This window comes from Tengunoibacter tsumagoiensis, assembly GCF_003967535.1.
GTDB classification, from domain to species: Bacteria; Chloroflexota; Ktedonobacteria; order Ktedonobacterales; family Ktedonobacteraceae; genus Tengunoibacter; species Tengunoibacter tsumagoiensis.
Genome location: NZ_BIFR01000001.1, coordinates 3403992 through 3419955, shown reverse-complemented (window position 1 = coordinate 3419955; position 15964 = coordinate 3403992). Strand labels below are relative to the sequence as shown.

Annotated in this window: 15 protein-coding genes and 1 riboswitch; of the genes, 10 read left to right on the top strand and 5 right to left on the bottom strand. The window is 49.8% G+C overall.

The genetic code is table 11. The annotated features are described in order from the left end of the window. Window positions 1-51: 51 nt before the first annotated feature. A complete protein-coding gene (locus EL628_RS13495) occupies window positions 52-1083 on the bottom strand; it encodes a Gfo/Idh/MocA family protein (protein WP_126580457.1) in 1032 nt (343 codons plus the stop codon). Window positions 1084-1316: 233 nt separating this feature from the next. Between EL628_RS13495 and EL628_RS13490 the strand changes: the two genes are divergently transcribed. From EL628_RS13490 to EL628_RS13475, 4 genes are all read left to right on the top strand, one after another. Beyond that, window positions 1317-1961: a ThuA domain-containing protein gene (locus EL628_RS13490; protein WP_126580456.1), complete on the top strand. Its 645-nt coding sequence runs from the start codon at window positions 1317-1319 to the stop codon at window positions 1959-1961. A 228-nt stretch (window positions 1962-2189) separates the two neighbouring features. Then, window positions 2190-2331: riboswitch (FMN riboswitch) on the top strand. Between the two features lie 265 nt (window positions 2332-2596). Then, window positions 2597-3223, top strand: coding sequence for a 3,4-dihydroxy-2-butanone-4-phosphate synthase (ribB, locus tag EL628_RS13485; protein WP_126580455.1), 627 nt, complete (start codon window positions 2597-2599; stop codon window positions 3221-3223). Between the two features lie 57 nt (window positions 3224-3280). Continuing rightward, the gene (ribH, locus tag EL628_RS13480; RefSeq protein WP_126580454.1) at window positions 3281-3742 is read left to right on the top strand and encodes a 6,7-dimethyl-8-ribityllumazine synthase; all 462 of its coding nucleotides are present in this window, start codon (window positions 3281-3283) and stop codon (window positions 3740-3742) included. A gap of 29 nt (window positions 3743-3771) precedes the next feature. After that, window positions 3772-4350 carry a riboflavin synthase gene (locus EL628_RS13475; protein ID WP_126580453.1) on the top strand — a complete coding sequence of 193 codons (579 nt, stop codon included), beginning with the start codon at window positions 3772-3774 and terminating at the stop codon, window positions 4348-4350. A 78-nt stretch (window positions 4351-4428) separates the two neighbouring features. Here EL628_RS13475 and EL628_RS13470 read toward each other — a convergent pair whose 3' ends face one another. Further along, window positions 4429-5652 carry a sialate O-acetylesterase gene (locus tag EL628_RS13470; protein WP_126580452.1) on the bottom strand — a complete coding sequence of 408 codons (1224 nt, stop codon included), beginning with the start codon at window positions 5650-5652 and terminating at the stop codon, window positions 4429-4431. A gap of 473 nt (window positions 5653-6125) precedes the next feature. Between EL628_RS13470 and EL628_RS13465 the strand changes: the two genes are divergently transcribed. From EL628_RS13465 to EL628_RS13440, 6 genes are all read left to right on the top strand, one after another. Next, window positions 6126-7484: a family 4 glycosyl hydrolase gene (locus EL628_RS13465; RefSeq protein WP_126580451.1), complete on the top strand. Its 1359-nt coding sequence runs from the start codon at window positions 6126-6128 to the stop codon at window positions 7482-7484. A 31-nt stretch (window positions 7485-7515) separates the two neighbouring features. Further along, complete coding sequence (locus EL628_RS13460) at window positions 7516-8265, top strand: SDR family NAD(P)-dependent oxidoreductase (RefSeq protein WP_161975484.1); 750 nt, start codon at window positions 7516-7518, stop codon at window positions 8263-8265. A gap of 106 nt (window positions 8266-8371) precedes the next feature. Continuing rightward, the gene (locus EL628_RS30535) at window positions 8372-9976 is read left to right on the top strand and encodes a LuxR C-terminal-related transcriptional regulator (RefSeq protein WP_126580449.1); all 1605 of its coding nucleotides are present in this window, start codon (window positions 8372-8374) and stop codon (window positions 9974-9976) included. A 201-nt stretch (window positions 9977-10177) separates the two neighbouring features. Further along, window positions 10178-11539, top strand: a complete 1362-nt coding sequence (locus EL628_RS13450; RefSeq protein WP_126580448.1) for a cytochrome P450 — start codon at window positions 10178-10180, stop codon at window positions 11537-11539. A 65-nt stretch (window positions 11540-11604) separates the two neighbouring features. Further along, a complete protein-coding gene (locus EL628_RS13445) occupies window positions 11605-12225 on the top strand; it encodes a cation efflux transmembrane domain-containing protein (protein ID WP_218028913.1) in 621 nt (206 codons plus the stop codon). Beyond that, window positions 12225-13190 carry a sodium:calcium antiporter gene (locus EL628_RS13440; RefSeq protein WP_126580446.1) on the top strand — a complete coding sequence of 322 codons (966 nt, stop codon included), beginning with the start codon at window positions 12225-12227 and terminating at the stop codon, window positions 13188-13190. Before EL628_RS13445 ends, EL628_RS13440 begins: the two co-directional genes overlap by 1 nt. A 217-nt stretch (window positions 13191-13407) precedes the next feature. Here the strand turns inward: EL628_RS13440 and EL628_RS13435 are convergent, their stop codons facing one another. The 3 genes from EL628_RS13435 to EL628_RS13425 form a co-directional block, all read right to left on the bottom strand. After that, complete coding sequence (locus EL628_RS13435; RefSeq protein ID WP_126580445.1) at window positions 13408-13767, bottom strand: zinc-ribbon domain containing protein; 360 nt, start codon at window positions 13765-13767, stop codon at window positions 13408-13410. A gap of 621 nt (window positions 13768-14388) precedes the next feature. Further along, the gene (locus EL628_RS13430) at window positions 14389-15204 is read right to left on the bottom strand and encodes a 3-keto-alpha-glucoside-1,2-lyase-like domain-containing protein (RefSeq protein ID WP_126580444.1); all 816 of its coding nucleotides are present in this window, start codon (window positions 15202-15204) and stop codon (window positions 14389-14391) included. 151 nt (window positions 15205-15355) lie between these two features. Next, window positions 15356-15937: a TetR/AcrR family transcriptional regulator gene (locus tag EL628_RS13425; protein WP_126580443.1), complete on the bottom strand. Its 582-nt coding sequence runs from the start codon at window positions 15935-15937 to the stop codon at window positions 15356-15358. Window positions 15938-15964 lie beyond the last annotated feature (27 nt).

The window sequence follows — 15964 nt, the reverse complement described above, 5'->3', positions numbered from 1 at the left end:
TGAGAAGCAAAAGCTCTCACCCACTGGCTTCGACATTCCTCTGCCCATGTTTTACAGTTGAATGGGAACCGGGACGCCACTCTCGGAACTCTCGATGGCCCCAAAGACCATAGCCAGACTTTTGATATTATCTGCCGCCTGTGTCTCGGGCTGGGTGCCATTCTGGATAGCAGCAAAGAATTCATGGATCAAGCCTGCATGTCCACCAATGTTCCCTGTCGTATAAGCTGGTATCTCAAGGTCTTGATACTGTGACGTAAACCCTCCTGTTTCAGCGACTGCCTGAGCACGTACTTGCGTATGACCATCCCAGGTGACACTCCCCTGTTGTCCAATGAAGCGCCAATCACATTCCCAGGAGGTCGGAAGCCCCTCGGCACACCAGCTTCCTCTATATGTGTACACAGCTCCATTGCTCATCTCAAAGATTGCAATTGCCGAAGCATCATGTGCGTACCAGGAGCCAGAGGGGTTCCATTCTTTACAGTAGACCGAGACTGGATCTGCTCCAATTAAAAGGCGAGCAGCATCAAATGTGTGAATGGCCATGTCCAGGAGGAGCACATGTTTCATCTGGTCGCGGAAACCACCAAAGTGAGCGCCGATATAAAAGTCGCTATTGATTGTTGTCAGTGGCCCAATCGCGTCGCTGCGAAGAAATTGGGTGACACGCCGAATATCAGCATCATAGCGCCTATTCTGAATGACCGAGAAGATCTTGCCTGCCTGCTGTGCCGCCGCAACCATCTCTTGAGCTTCCTTTAAAGAGTTGGCTAATGGTTTCTCACTTAAGACATGACACCCATGCTTGAGGGCACTCATCGTTATCTCATAATGTGCCTCTGGTATGGTGCAGTTAAAAACGGCATCAACCTCAGTCTGGGCAAAGATTGTTTCAAGATTGGTTGCAATCAATGCATTCATGAGATTGTATTCGCTGGCTCGTTGGTTTGCCGCAGACTCATAAATATCAACCAGGCCAACCATTTCGACCTCTGGTAACTCCTGGACCGCATTGAGCCAGGCTCTGCTCATACCACCACAACCAACCAGGACGGTACGGACTTTCTTTCCCTGTTGCATGTGCTTGTTCCTATCTTATCTCTACAAATCTCTAAAAAGTCTCTGGTACTGCCTGCTTCCTGTGAGAGGTCTCAGATGAGAGGAGCCAGAGGATCTCTGTGCAGGGTAACACATGAGCTTCTCTTTTTTCAAGAGGCTTTACGAACTTTCCGTCCTGCGATATTCTCCCATTGGTTGAGGTGATACAATGAGGCAAAACTGTGTGTTAATACAGAGTTGAAAGGAAGTAAACAATGAAATCAGCGTTGATTGTCTGGGGAGGTTGGGAGGGGCATGAGCCTGATAAAGGGGCTCAGCTCTTTTCCTCTTTCCTGCGTGACCAGGGCTATGAGGTTGAAGTCTCTGATACCCTGGACTCTTATCAAGATGAGGCAAAGATGCGAGCCCTGGATCTTATTGTTCCAATCTGGACGATGGGCACGATTACAAACGAACAGGAGCGAGGACTGCTCTCCGCTGTCGAGAGTGGCGTTGGGATCGCTGGTTGGCATGGCTCGATGGGTGATTCTTTTCGCAATAATCCTGAATATCAATTTATGGTTGGTGGACAATGGGTCGCTCATCCTGGAAACATCATTGATTATACGGTTACGATTACGAATCATGACGATCCTATTACAGCAGGTATCTCTGATTTTTCTATGCATTCTGAACAATATTATATGCATGTCGATCCTCTTAATGAGGTACTGGCAACTACAACTTTCAATGGTGATCATGCACCCTGGATTGCAGGCGCTGTGATGCCTGTCGTCTGGAAGAAGCGGTGGGGCCAGGGACGCGTTTTCTATTCATCACTTGGCCATGTCCGTAAAGATTTTGATGTCCCTGAAGCCCTCGAAATCATGAAACGTGGTATGCTCTGGGCTAGCCGCTAATTCTTTCCCCGTTCTTGAGACAGATAAGGCATGGGTTGAGAAGAGTGAGAGATGCGAATGGGCTCGCTTAGCGGGCCCATTCAGGACTCAGATGCTGTTTCCTCTGTTCACAACCCCATCTATCATGAGAGAGCTACCCTGGAATTGAACAGCCCTATTCTCTGAGGTTGACAGTTTCCTTTTTTTACACTACGATTGAAAGTGAAAAGCATAGTGTTGCTTGAACATTCATGTCTTCGGGGCAGGGTGAGAGAAGTTTCTTCTCAATTCCCGATCGGCGGTAGAGCCCGCGACCTGTTGCCTGACTGGCAACGGCAGACCTGGGGAAGTTCCAGGGCCGACGGTATAGTCCGGATGGGAGAAGACAAGGCGGTAGTATGATCTTTTTCAGGAAGCCCTGAAAAGGTCGGTCTCTGCGTAGAAACGTCTCGGGGTAATCGATGACGTAGCTCTGTGGCATCTTGTGGACATGTAGTATGGTTCCCTGGTTCCCACAGGCTTTAAGTTGCGCAGATATCCAGACATGCCAAAAATCCCTTTCTCCCCTCAGCCCAGCCCTCCACGACAAAACACTCATGCACTCCTCCCGTTCGATGAATGTACGATGTACAGAAAGATGTGCGAGGGTTACTTTTATGACCATGTTATCATCTCTCTTTCTCTCTCTTTCAGAAGCCCTGGAGGAAATTCAAGCCGGGCGTATGGTGTTGATGAGCGACGACGAAGAGCGTGAAAATGAAACGGACCTTTGTCTTGCCGCACAATTTATTACGCCTGCACAGATTAATTTTCTTCTCAATTCGGCTCATGGCCTTATCTGTGTGCCTTTAACTGGTGAGCGGCTCGATGCACTTGATATTCCTCTTATGGAGAGTGCCTACTCTCCCCTACAGGGAACAGCATTCACCATCTCAGTGGATGCTCGCGCTCATACGACAACTGGAATCTCTTCCTCTGATCGCGCCCAAACGATCCATACGTTGATTGACCCATCCTCTCAGGCGTCAGATCTCGCACGACCTGGTCATGTCTTCCCCCTTCGTGCTCATGCTGAAGGATTGAGCGCTCGTCGTGGACATACCGAAGCTGCTGTTGCGCTTATGCAACTCGCCGGACTAGAACCCGGGGCGGTTATCTGTGAGGTACTTGATCCTACGGGCGAACCCGCTCGTGGTACAACCCTGCTCGAAATGGCCCACTATTGGCATATAGGGCTCATCACGGTAGAAACAATTGCTCAAGCTCAGAGACTGCTGCACTAAGCAGAAACCAGGCGTGCGCCATGAATATACGAAGAGGAATATAAAGGAGAGCTACCCATGGAACAGATCCAGATGACACTTCCCCCCGTCAATCTCGATGGAACAGGCCTGCATGTAGGCATTATTGTCGCTCGCTATAACTGGGAGATTACAGGGCATATGCTCTCTCTAGCACACGAGGAACTTCTTCTCCTGGGAGTGGAAAGTCATCGGATTCAGATTTATAGCGTGCCGGGGGCTTATGAGCTTCCTCTGCTGGCTCAAGCTCTCTTAAAAAAAGAACATTTTGATGTGCTCCTTTGCCTTGGCTGTGTTATGAAAGGAGCCACACGTCATGACGTGATTATAGGAGATGCAGCGGGACAGGGATTGCAAAGAGTTGCCCTCGATACGGGCATTCCTCTTATCTTTGGGGTCATCTGTGCTGAAAATCAGCAGCAGGCTGAAGAGAGAATTCAACGTGGACAGGAATGTGCTCGCACCGCTATCGAGATGGCTCTCTTACTCCAGAACAGATAATTTGAGCAGTATGGAAAGGATAAAAAAGAATGTTTTCAGGGATTGTTGAAGAATTGGGACGGTTGCTCTATTGCGAGCCAACGGGACTGGTCGTTGAAGCTCATCTGATTCTGGAAGATTTACGGCCAAAAGAGAGTATAGCCGTTGATGGCATCTGTCTGACTATCACTGAACAAGGGGCAGATTGGTTTCGAGTTGATACGATGCCAGAGACACTTCGCCGCACACGGTTAGGGCACCTTCAACCCGGAGCATCTGTCAACCTCGAACGTTCTCTGCTTGCGAACGGACGTATTGGTGGGCATATGGTCCAGGGACATGTTGAGGCCTGTACTGACGTCACGACTGTTATCGAGGAGGGGAATAGCCTGCTGGTCGAGATTGCGCTCCCCCCTGCTCTTCGGCCCTATGTGGTTTCCAAAGGTTTTATCGCTATCAACGGGGTGAGCCTTACCGTTGTCGATACCAGCGAACAAAGCTTCTCGATTGCTTTGATTCCCTATACACGGGAACACACCAATCTAGGAGAAGTACAGCCTGGCATGCCTCTCAATCTTGAAAGCGACATTCTAGGGCGTTACGTTGTCAACTACTTGAGTCAACGTTGAGATGGGATAGCGCGCGCATGACTTCAATTCTTTCACAACGACAGAATTGAAGTCATGCATCTCGTCAAAGAAAAATTTTTAAGCCAGACTCAATGGTCCAACGACCGGAATAGCCGTGTCAGCCGCATCGGTGATATTACAATAGGGGTCCATTCCCCATCCATACCAGAGCACGCTATCTTCTGGTAACGTGTTTGTCCCCAGGTGGAGAAGGACAGTATTCCCCTCGAGGGTAATTTTATAGATAAGGAAAAGATCTTTTCCCTGCGCATTCCGGATGCTAAAACCCGCTGGTAGACCAGGAGCGTGCAGTCCCCCTCGTACATCTTGATAGGTGAGACGAAGCAATGAGCCATCGCCCTCACGCTGTAAGGAGACAATAGTGGGGATACGATATCCATCTGCTACATCTGCAAGACGCTTGCCAAGGCGTTTGAGACCTTTCACTCCAATATGAATAAAGTCGTCAAGTTCCAGGTCGATAGCAGCCGCCAGGCCAGTATGAGGAAGAGTTGCAACCTGGGTCAGTTGAAGGGTCCGAATGAGATTCCAACTGGAAATTCCGGCTAGATCCCCATCATTCGTAAAACGACCAAGTTGTACAAGATAGAAAGGCAGGTCAGCGTTTCCTAAATCTTCGCGGAATGCTTTTATCAGTACATGCATACGATCAGCGTAAAGTGCTGCATCCGTGGGATTCGCATCGCTCTCACCTTGATACCAGAGGATGCCTGTAACCTTGCCGCCAACCGCTGTCACGCGCTGCATCGTTGCGCCATAAAGCGAGCGATCTCCTTCACCTTTGAGGGCCGGGTCCCACTGGCTCATTGAAGTGCCACCGTGTGCACATGGAATGAGGCCAATTGGCACCCCTGTCCGAGCGTAACGTTCCTTTGCAAAGGTAAGACCCAGTCCTGACCCTTTCGTGCGATGAGGATCACGTGGCTCGAATGGAGTTGGAATGCTATGAATATCCTGTCCCCAGATCAAACGATGTACAATACGAGGTGACTCTCCCAACCAGTGTAATGGTTCCTCTGCTACTGCCCATTCTTCACGCGATTGGAAAGAATGCACAAATGGAGATGGCTCTTCTACATCAATGAGATCCCCTACCCCTTCCATATTGCTCTGGCCCGCAAGAATCCAGATGTCGCCAACGAGCACATCATGAGCCTCCCCGATCGTATAGGGACCACCAACAGCGAATTCTTGTATTTGCCCATTTGCTAATTGAACACGAGCTTTATTGTCTTCATCGCGCTGAAGAACCTGATAACTTTGAATATTTTGATATGCCATATATCCCTCCAAACAGATTTTTGGATTACCTATAGCGAAACAGTGCTACAAATAGTGTTATCTATTGTATGCTCTTCCTTTCCTACTGTCCAGGTATGATTGTATACAAACATATGGTTGCTAGATGCTTCCTATTGGTAGCTATCCTTGTCGCTACCAGCAACAAAAAGCCTTGCGGAACGAGATTCTCTCACGCGAATGGAGACATCTGTACTTTTTATGCATAAATACGCTTCTTCATGAGCGGGTAAAGGATTGGACATGCCAGGATTGCCCGCGTCTTGTATCTCTAACAGAAGGTCAGTCAAAAGTAATAGTACTCATGCTGTAGAAAAACTGGACTCTTTTGTATACAACGAAAAGACTTCATTCTGTTTTCCATCATTAGATGATTACACTTTTGTTATCTTGCTCTTCTCAGGGAAGATTCGTACGTTTTTTGTCATGTCAAATCAGAAAGAGATGTTGTAGGTATGTCTGAACACACTCCGCATAAAATCAGCATTATTGGAGCTGGCAGCGCTGTCTTTTCGCTCAATATCATTCGTGATATCTGCCTTACGCCCCGGTTACAAGGAAGTTTGATTAGCCTGATGGATATTCATCCTGACCGCTTAGAAGCCGCCTCAACCCTTTGTAGGAGGTACGCCAGCGAGGTTGGGATCAACCTACAGATTGAGCAGACGACGGATCGCCGTACCGCACTCCTTGGGGCTGATGTCGTCATAAATACTGCTCTCGCTGGAGGTCATGAGTGGTTACGCGAAGGTTGGCAGATTGCTCGCAAACATGGCTATCGCTTCGGTGGCAGCCTTCATATCATGCATGATGAGCCCTTCTGGATTAATTTCTATCAGCTCCAGCTCTTCGAATCGATTATTCAAGATATACTAGAAATTTGCCCTGACGCCTGGTATATCCAGTCAGCAAATCCAGTCATGGGTGGAATCACTCATCTTGCGCGGAAATATCCACAGGCCAAGATTGTCGGGCTCTGCCATGGGTTTACAGAGATTTATGAGATCGCCCGTATTCTGGGTCTGGATGATCGTGATCAGTTGACGTTTGAGATTCCTGGCGTTAATCATTTTGTCTGGCTTACGCGTGCCTACTATAAAGGTGAGGATGTGTTTCCGCTTCTTGATGAGTGGATTGCAACAAAATCCAGACAGTATTGGGCAAGTCAGCAGGGTGGTTCGCTCAGACCAAAACAGATCGATCTTTATAAACGCTTTGGTGCACTCCCGATTGGTGATACTGGTACTGATGGTGGGGGCTCCTGGGGCTGGTGGTACCATACTGACGCTGAGACAGAGGCGTTATGGCAGGAGAATCCTGAGAAGTGGTGGAAGGACTATTTCCATTATACCAGTCAGGGAGTTGAACAGATTCGTCAGATTGGCGCAGATATGCAGAATCCTGTAACCGCTCACTTTAAGCCTGAATTGTCTCATGAAAGCATTATTCCTCTCATTGAATCACTGCTTCATGACATCCCACGGGTTATGATCGTGAATGTGCAAAACACCGGAGAATATGTTCCGGGTATTCCACGCGATTTTGCTGTTGAAGTTCCTGCACTGGTTAGCAAACGTGGCATCCAGGCTGTACAGACTGCTGGTCTACCGGCTGCTCCTCTTGCTTATGCTCTTCGAGACTGCGTCGCCCCCTGGAATTTAGAATTAGAGGCCTATACACAACACAGTAAACAGCTCTTGCTGGAAGTAGTAATGATGGATCATTGGACTCAATCGGAGCAGCAGGCACGTGCACTCCTGGATGAGATTCTTTCGCTTCCCTATCATAACGTGCTTCGGGAACATTATCAGTAACATAGCGCCATTGAAGAAAGGAAAAAGATGTATGAGAGGGTTAAAGAATAAAGGGGTTGTGATCACTGGCGGGAGCAGAGGCATTGGATTGGCGACGGCCCGGCGTTTCTTAGAAGAGGGATCTCGCATCTACTTCTGTGGCCTGGAGGCTGATGAGGTCGCCCAGACTATACAGGATCTTTCGCCACTTGGAACGATCCAGGGGCAGGTCTGTGATGTAAGTGATGAGGAGCAGGCGATTCAATTCGTGGCAGCAGCAGAGGAGGCTCTGGGCGGTATTGATATTTTATTGGATAATGCTGGTATCGCCTGGGAAGAGAACTTTTTGGAGATGACAGCAGAGCACTGGGATAAAATCCTTTCAGTCAATCTCCGTGGCATGTTTTTAATTGCCCGAGAAGTCTCTAAACGAATGGTTGCTCGCGCTTCTGGTGGCGCGATTGTATTGATGGCATCAAAAAATGGGCTGGCAGGTGAAGTTAAATATGCCCACTACAATGCTTCCAAGGGAGCCATCATTATGCTCATGAAGACAATGGCCTTAGAGTTAGGACCACATGGGATTCGCGTAAATGCTCTCTGTCCTGGCTATATCCTCACACCTCTGGCTGAATCGATCGATTCGCCTGAGTTCATTGCCGCCTACGTGAACAATATTCCACTTGGTCGTGTAGGACGACCGGAAGAGGTTGCAGCTGCCTACGCCTTTCTTGCCTCCGATGATGCTTCCTTTATGCATGGAACTGAACTTCTCCTGGACGGGGGACAGTTAGCGCAATAAAGCTTCATGGCATCTCAAGGCGGCGCGCTGGTATGAACAGTACGGTTCTCTTGATGATGCTCTCCATCACCTCATTGCCGCCCGCCAGTTTCCAGAAGCGGCACAGGTGCTGGAACGCTTTTGTGAACAGCTCATGAAGAGTGGCAAGATCGTCACCCTTCTACGCTGGCTCCAGGCTCTTCCAGACGAGTATATACAGGAGCGCCCGTATCTGAGTCTATATTACGTGGGTGTGCTTGTGAGTACCGAACAATTTGACGAGGCTGAACGGCATCTGCGAGATGCTGAGCGGGCAATTGACGCGATGAGAGGGCTGAATGCAGCCGTGAAGGATACAGCAACATCTGAGACCGTTTCAGTTCAGATGCAGGGACTGCTCGCTGCACTGGCGGTGACGTGCGCGAGCCTGGCCGGGTTTCGCGGAGATGTCGTGCAGACCATAGAACTTTCGCGCCAGGCCCGTTCACATTTCAAGAAATCCGACGCGTACCTGGAAAGTGTCTTGTCGGTGAGCCTCGGCATGGCGTATCTGCATAGTGGCCAGCTGGCCAGGGCCGCAGATACCTTCCGCGCCGCCCAATCGCTAGGAGAAACAGCTTATCACTTCCATCTCTCGCTGGCGAGTGCCAATGCCCAGGCCTATCTGCTGATGGAACAGGGACACCTGCACCAGGCTGCCGAACACTACCGACAGCTCTTACGTCTGGCCACAGAGGAGGGACAGTTGCCCGCAGCGCTGAGGAGTGCGTATCTGGGACTGGGCGAACTGCACTATGCCTGGAATGAGCTTGAACTTGCTGAACATGCGCTACGTCGTGGGTTAGATGGAGAACAGCATGGGGAATCGATGATAACTCTTCTCCATGGGTTACAGTTCTTGGCCAAGATACAGCAGGTGCGTGGTGAAACTGCCGAAGCGTTCGAGCGTCTTCACGCACTTGAAAAGCAGGTTCAGCGTCAGGATCTCCCGCGCTTCCTTCCGTTTCTTGGGGCGATCCGTGCCATGATCTTTCTGGCTGAAGATGATGTTGAGCAAGCGGCTCGTTGGGCACGGGAAACGTCAGTACACGTAGATGATGAGTTCAATCATTTGGACAAATTTCCGTATCTGATTCTGGCTCAGGTGCTTGCGCGCACTGGCAGATCTGATAACGCTGCCCTTCTGCTTGCTCGACTGCTCAGTCATGCAGAAACAGAGCAACGAATGCGCAGTGTTGTGGATACTCTCGTGTGTCAGGCCACTGTCTTCCACCAACAAGGCCATGCTGTTCAGGCTCAGCAGGCTCTGCTCCGCGCCCTGGGGCTCGCCCAATCTGAGGGCTGGCTCCGCGTGTTCATCGATCAGGGAGCGCCAATCCAGACGCTCCTCAAATCCCTGGATCAACGTGCTAAAGACCTCTCGGATTTCTCACGTGTGAGGCCGTTTGTACACACGCTGCTGACGATTATAGAGCAAGAACAACCAGCACGTGTCTCCCTTTATACCTCTGTCTCTCACGCACAAGGCAACGCCTCTTCAGTATCCTTGACAGCGCGTGAACGCGAGGTGCTTCATCTGGTGGCCCTTGGACTCTCCAATCAGGCCATTGCGCGTGAACTGGTGGTTGCGGTGAGTACCGTCAAATGGCACCTCAAGCAGATCTCAACCAAACTCGTAGTTCATAGTCGCATCCAGATGGTGACGCGCGCTCGGGACATCCACTTGCTGTAAACATCCTGTTCAGGTTTCAAATCCCCTCCCAATGGATGGGGCGAGAAAAGCGTCCAAGAGCTATAGTAGATGAGGTGGTTCTGGCTGACTCTCGCCTTCCCGTGCGTACCTGCGTTTCAAGAGGATGTCTCTCGGACCAGATGAAGCCGCCTGGCGGAATAGACAAGAGATCGTTTCTTAATAGCGTAAAGAGAGATTTATATGCAGAAGATATCATCGCCAAACCTTTCTCCGAAAAGCGTTCCTGGACCGCAGAGTCCGTTTTTCCGCGGCCATCTGCGTGAGATGCAGCAGGATCAGCTTGGATTGATGCTCCGACTGCGGGAGCGTTATGGAGATCTGGTGCGCTTTCGGGCTTTCGGGTCAGTGTTCCTGTATGTATGTTTTGATCCCCAGGGCATTGATCATATCCTCAGGGTCAATGCGCAAAACTACCACAAAGGCTCTAGTTTACAGAGGCTGACGCCGCTGCTTGGTCGGGAGAACTTGTTTTTGCAAGAGGGTGCCTCCTGGCTCAGAGAACGCCGCCTGGCTCAACCTGCCTTCCATCGGCAACGGATCGCTGGTTTAACCACGATGATGACAGACAGCGCTCTCGCCATGCTGCAACGGTGGCAGGCCTATGAACAGCATCAGCAGGCGTTTGACCTGTCCACTGAAATGATGCGCCTGACACTGCATATCGTGACAAAGGCTCTGTTTAACGTGGATGTCGAGGTCGAGGCAAGTGCAGTCGGACAAGCGTTTAACATCGCTCTTGAGCATCTCAATCACGATTTGAACGCGCTTGTTCCCTTTCCGCTCTGGATACCAACGGCGAGCAATCGTGAGTATACACGTGCGCTCACGCTTCTTAATACAGTGGTTGCTCGCATCATCCAGGAGCGGCGTGGGAGTCAGGAGGATCGTGGGGATTTGCTTTCGATGTTTTTGCTGGCCCGTGACGAAGAGACGGGCGAGTTCATGAACGATCAACAACTGCGTGATGAGGTTATGACGATGGTCTTTGCGGGCCACGAGACCACCGCCAATGCATTGACCTGGGCGTGGTACTTGCTTGCAGAGCATCCCCAGGTCGAGCAGCGTCTTCAGCAAGAGTTGTCTCAGGTCCTGGGTGGACGTGTCCCAACTGTTGCAGACCTGCCACTCCTGCCCTATACGCGCATGATTCTTGATGAAACCTTACGGCTGTATCCCCCGGCACCAGGTGTTATCCGTCACGTGCTCGATGACGACGAAATTGCTGGCTACCACATTCCGAAAGGCTCTGAAATAGCGATGTACCAATATGTGACCCATCGCCATCCTGACCTGTGGGAGCAGCCGGACCAGTTCGATCCCGAACGCTTTTTGCCCGAACGTTCAGCAGGGCGACCGCGTTTTGCGTACTTTCCTTTTGGCGGGGGACCACGCATGTGCATTGGCAATAGCTTTGCACTGACGGAAGCACAACTGATCCTCGCTACTGTGGCTCAAACCTATGAGGTGCGCGTTGTTCCAGAGCCTCTCGTCACGTTGCGTCCGCGCAATGGGATGCAGGTGACGCTTCAGAGACGAAGATAAAAAAAAGAACGTATAGATACCATATAATTTGATATATGGTATCTATACGAGATTGGAGAAGGCTGTTGAATCAAAAGATACTCCTCAAACGAGGACTCCTCCTGGAATATCTAACGCTCGGCTGGAATGTGGTCGGCGTTGTCATTGTCGTGATTGCTGCCTACGCTGCCCATTCCGTCGCGCTTGCCGGGTTCGGACTCGACTCCCTCATTGAAATCTTTGCCTCCATTGTGGTCGTCTGGCAACTCACTGGCGTTAACCACCATCGAGAGCGGCTGGCGCTCCGTCTCATCGGAATCGCGTTTATTGCCCTGATTATCTATATCGTAGCACAACTGCTCTTCACGCTTCTGACAGGAACGCGTGCCATTCCCTCTTTTGGCGGGGTCGTGTGGATTGCAGCCACTTTCATCGTGATGCTGCTGCTCGCCTTTGGCAAACGGGTGACGGGACGGCAACTGAAAAACACAGTCTTGCTTACCGAAGGGCAGGTGACGCTGGTGGATGCCTACCTCGCGGGTGCTGTCCTGGCGGGATTGCTCTTAAATGCACTTTTCGGCTGGTGGTGGGCTGATCCGCTCGCCTCTCTTATCATTGTCTATTATGGTATTCGGGAAGCAGTCCATGCGCTCCGTGAGAGCAGAGAGCATCTGTCCCCGACAGACGCGTTGAGAAAGGATCTCTAATGCTTTCTCTCCTCTTCGCGCTCGGACTGCTCGCTCTGGGAACGCTTCTGCTCGTTGTTGGAGCGGATTGGTTTCTTGATGGAGCCAGTGATCTTGCCCATGCACTCGGCGTCAGTGCCCTGGTTCTCGGGGTGGTTCTGGCAGGGCTGGAACCCGAGGAGATGCTCACTGCCGCCATTGCTTCGGCACGCGGTGCACCAACACTTGCAGTGGGCAACGTGATTGGAACCAACGTTACCATCGCCACGTGTGCCCTTGGCCTTTCTGCACTTATCTTTCCCCTCAGCATCGCCAGGAATGTGCGACGACAGGCCCTCATCGCGACCCTCGTCTCCCTCATCCCTATCATCCTGCTCTTTCTCGGAGTGGTGACACAATGGGAAGGAATCCTCCTATTGGTGGTGTTTGTGGGCTATACGCTCTTTTTGCTTCGAACAGACCGAGAGGCAGTCAAGCGCATGGCATCATCTGAGTCAGATGACGATGACGATGACAACCAGAAACCACACGTTCGCGCTCGTCTTCAGTGGAAACCAGTGGCACTGACTTTTGGAGGGGTGATTGCCATGGCGGTGGGAGGCCCAGCAATCGTGGAAGGGGCTCTTCGCTTCGCCTCTCTCGTTGGTTTGAGTCAGAGTGCGGTTGGAGCAACGATTGTCTCACTAGGAACCGGAGCAGAAATGATTGCCCTCGGGGTCAGTGCTGCCCGAAAGAAACAGGCTGATATTCTGGTGGGGGGTATTCTTGGCTCTTTCGCCTACAATCTGCTCGTCACCCTTGGAATTGCTGCCACGATTCATTCCATTCCGGTCGATCCCCATGTCACCTTCATCGCATTACCTGTCATGGTCGTGGTTCACCTGGCACTCCTGGTTCTTATCTGGTATGGGAAGATTCCCCGCACGATGGGCGCTCTGCTGGTGACGATCTACCTGATGTACCTTATTGCTGTTGTGCTGGCTTAGAACAACAAAGCGCTCTGCTCGCGTTCTCGACGTTGAAACAGGATGTGAGACGGGTGTCGAACAGAATGACGTGTCCTATTAAAAAGATACAAAGCATCTCTCTGGTATATGTTCCCTCTTAAGTGGTTGAAGTGAAGAATGGTTGAGACATAAAAAATGAGAGGAACATACTCCAGGAGTATATTCCTCTCATTTTTACTGATATGGTAAAGAAGAATTACCAGCGGGAAGAGGATCGGCGTGAGTTACCACGACCAGAATCCTGAGACTGGAAACAGCTACTGCAATAGACGGGACGGTCATCGCGTGGCTGGAAAGGAACTTGAGCCTCATTACCACAGCTAGCGCAGGTAACCGTATAGAGCTGGCGTGGCTCGCGGGAACCACCGCTACGGCCACCGCCGTTATAGCTACCACCACCCTGGCCATTGGCCTGTTTGCGGGCAGCGCGGCATGAAGGACAGCGAGCGGGCTTGTTTGTTAAACCACGGCTGGCATAAAATTCCTGTTCACCGGCAGTAAACGTAAATTCCTGATTGCAATCGCGACAATACAGGGTTTCATCAACATAAGACATAGGTTCAAAATCTCGCTTCCAGGGCTTACGCCCAACAAATAACTACCTGTATCGCGCAGCTTCAGATAGACAATCTACTCAGAGCACCAATGCACTATACAGCCTTATATTAATCATATCACATTATTGCAGCAAAGAATAGTCTAAAATGGGCTGAAAATAAAGGAAGATTCTCAAATTTGTCTAATACGTTGAAAAAAAGTCCACAGCTGTCTCCTGTTATTTTGAACCCCAAGTGTGAGTATGAGCTATTCACTTTCCTTAATGAAGTGAACAGTGCCATTGCAGGCGAAGATCAGCAGTAATACCTCTTCCTCTACAATATCTATACATACATGTAGAATGCCTCTCTCTCCCTGGAGCTCTCTCCTGCGTCCTTAGAGTATGTCTTAAGAGCCTGGGGACACGTTTGATGTCCCTTCCAGCTTGAAGAAACGGACGGTTTTTTGTCAAAGATGAATGAAATATACACTTGTCATGTATATGACGTCAGACAATATCTCTTCAATAATGAAGCATCGAGGTTATCTCGATCAGCATTTAAAACTTATGAGAAATCCACGTTTTGAAAAAGTGCGTCCAATTTGTGTATTAAAATCAGAGCATTCATGGTAGATCTTGTTACGATGTCGCTGTTGCTGTCGCCGTCCCGGGGCCTGGGGTTGGCAGTGGTTGGACAACTATACTGCTAAAGGTTGCAGTTACTGCATCAGACGTCGTTCCATTTTCAACAAAGAGGGCGATCTGTCCATGGGTATAATCGGCATCGATAATGGTATTTACAAGATGCCCATTGAGAATAATCTCCATTGTAGAGCCGCTCATCGTTACTGTCAGCGTATTTTGATGGCCAATCGGGAGCAGATCTGGTGTGGTTAATGGGCCAATCAATGTGGCTCGGGTATCCATGTTCGCATCATCTAGCGATTCTTTGCTGACTGTATAGGTAGTATTCCCAGAGATATCAATACGATAATCATGGTCAAGGTTACTATCTCCGCGCAGGTAGACGCCAACGCTATCATGAGCATCTGCCTTCAAAATAGTAAATGTTGTCGAGAAAACAAAGTCTGTAAAGGAATTTGTACTGGGCAGGCTCTCTGTGAGGATCTTGTGATTGGTCCCTGATAGAGTTAATTGCCCATTACTAATCGTGCGAATATAGCCAGCTGAATCTCCAACAAACCATCCCTTTTTATTATCAACGAAATTTTCAAAAAAGAGTGGGGTGGCGGTGGGGGTCAATGTGTCCGTTGCCGTCTGTTGGGGTGATGCAGTAGCTGTCTGCTTTGGTAATTTGATATGAGAAAGCACTTGATTTCCTGCCCCTAAACGATTGACAAGGAGAAAGATACTACTGGTGATCACCAATAGGGAAAGGATGACCCATACGATAGGTTTCCGATGCTTTTTTTCGCTCTTCTTTGTAGGCTCCATTCTGGTGCTATAACTCCCTTAAGATAAGTACATACTATGGAACGAAGCAGCAATGTATGAGTTACATTGCTCATCAATCTGAGATCTGGTGGTTGTATCTGGTCTGGCTACTATGGGACCTACGGCTTCTTTCAGAATATGCTCCTGGTCTCTATACGCTCTGATCTGGCAACAGCAGACCATGGGTGATAAGTTGTCGGTAGAGTACAATGACTTGCTGAACGGTCAAACGCCCTTCAGGTTTAAACCAGGTCGCAACTTCTGTGCAGAGCGCGATAATAGCATAGGAGACAACTTTCACATCGCTTGTGCGAAAAATACCCTGCTCCATCCCTGTTCGTAATAGTTCCTGCCACAATTGTTCATAGGTATCGCGTAAGGAAAGTATATACGGTCGATTTTCGGGGTCCAGAGCTCGAATCTCGGTATCAACAATGAAAAACTCCGCTTTATACATTGTATGCAAACGGATATGATTGGCAATCGCTGCATCTAAACGGACTAAGGAGTCCTGGTGTTCCTGTAAAATATGCTCCAGGCTCTGGTTGAGATGCTGCATCTGAGTCGCCATGATCTCTACCAATAACGCTTGCTTATTTGGATAGTGATGATAAATACTTGCAGCCTGAATGCCTGCAATGCGGGCGATATCACGTAATGGAGCCGCATGGTAGCCATATTCTGCAAATAGTTGGACGGCAGCGGCTAAGATGCTATCGCGCATGGGCCGCATAAGCTCATTTCCTCACTTTGCTCAAGT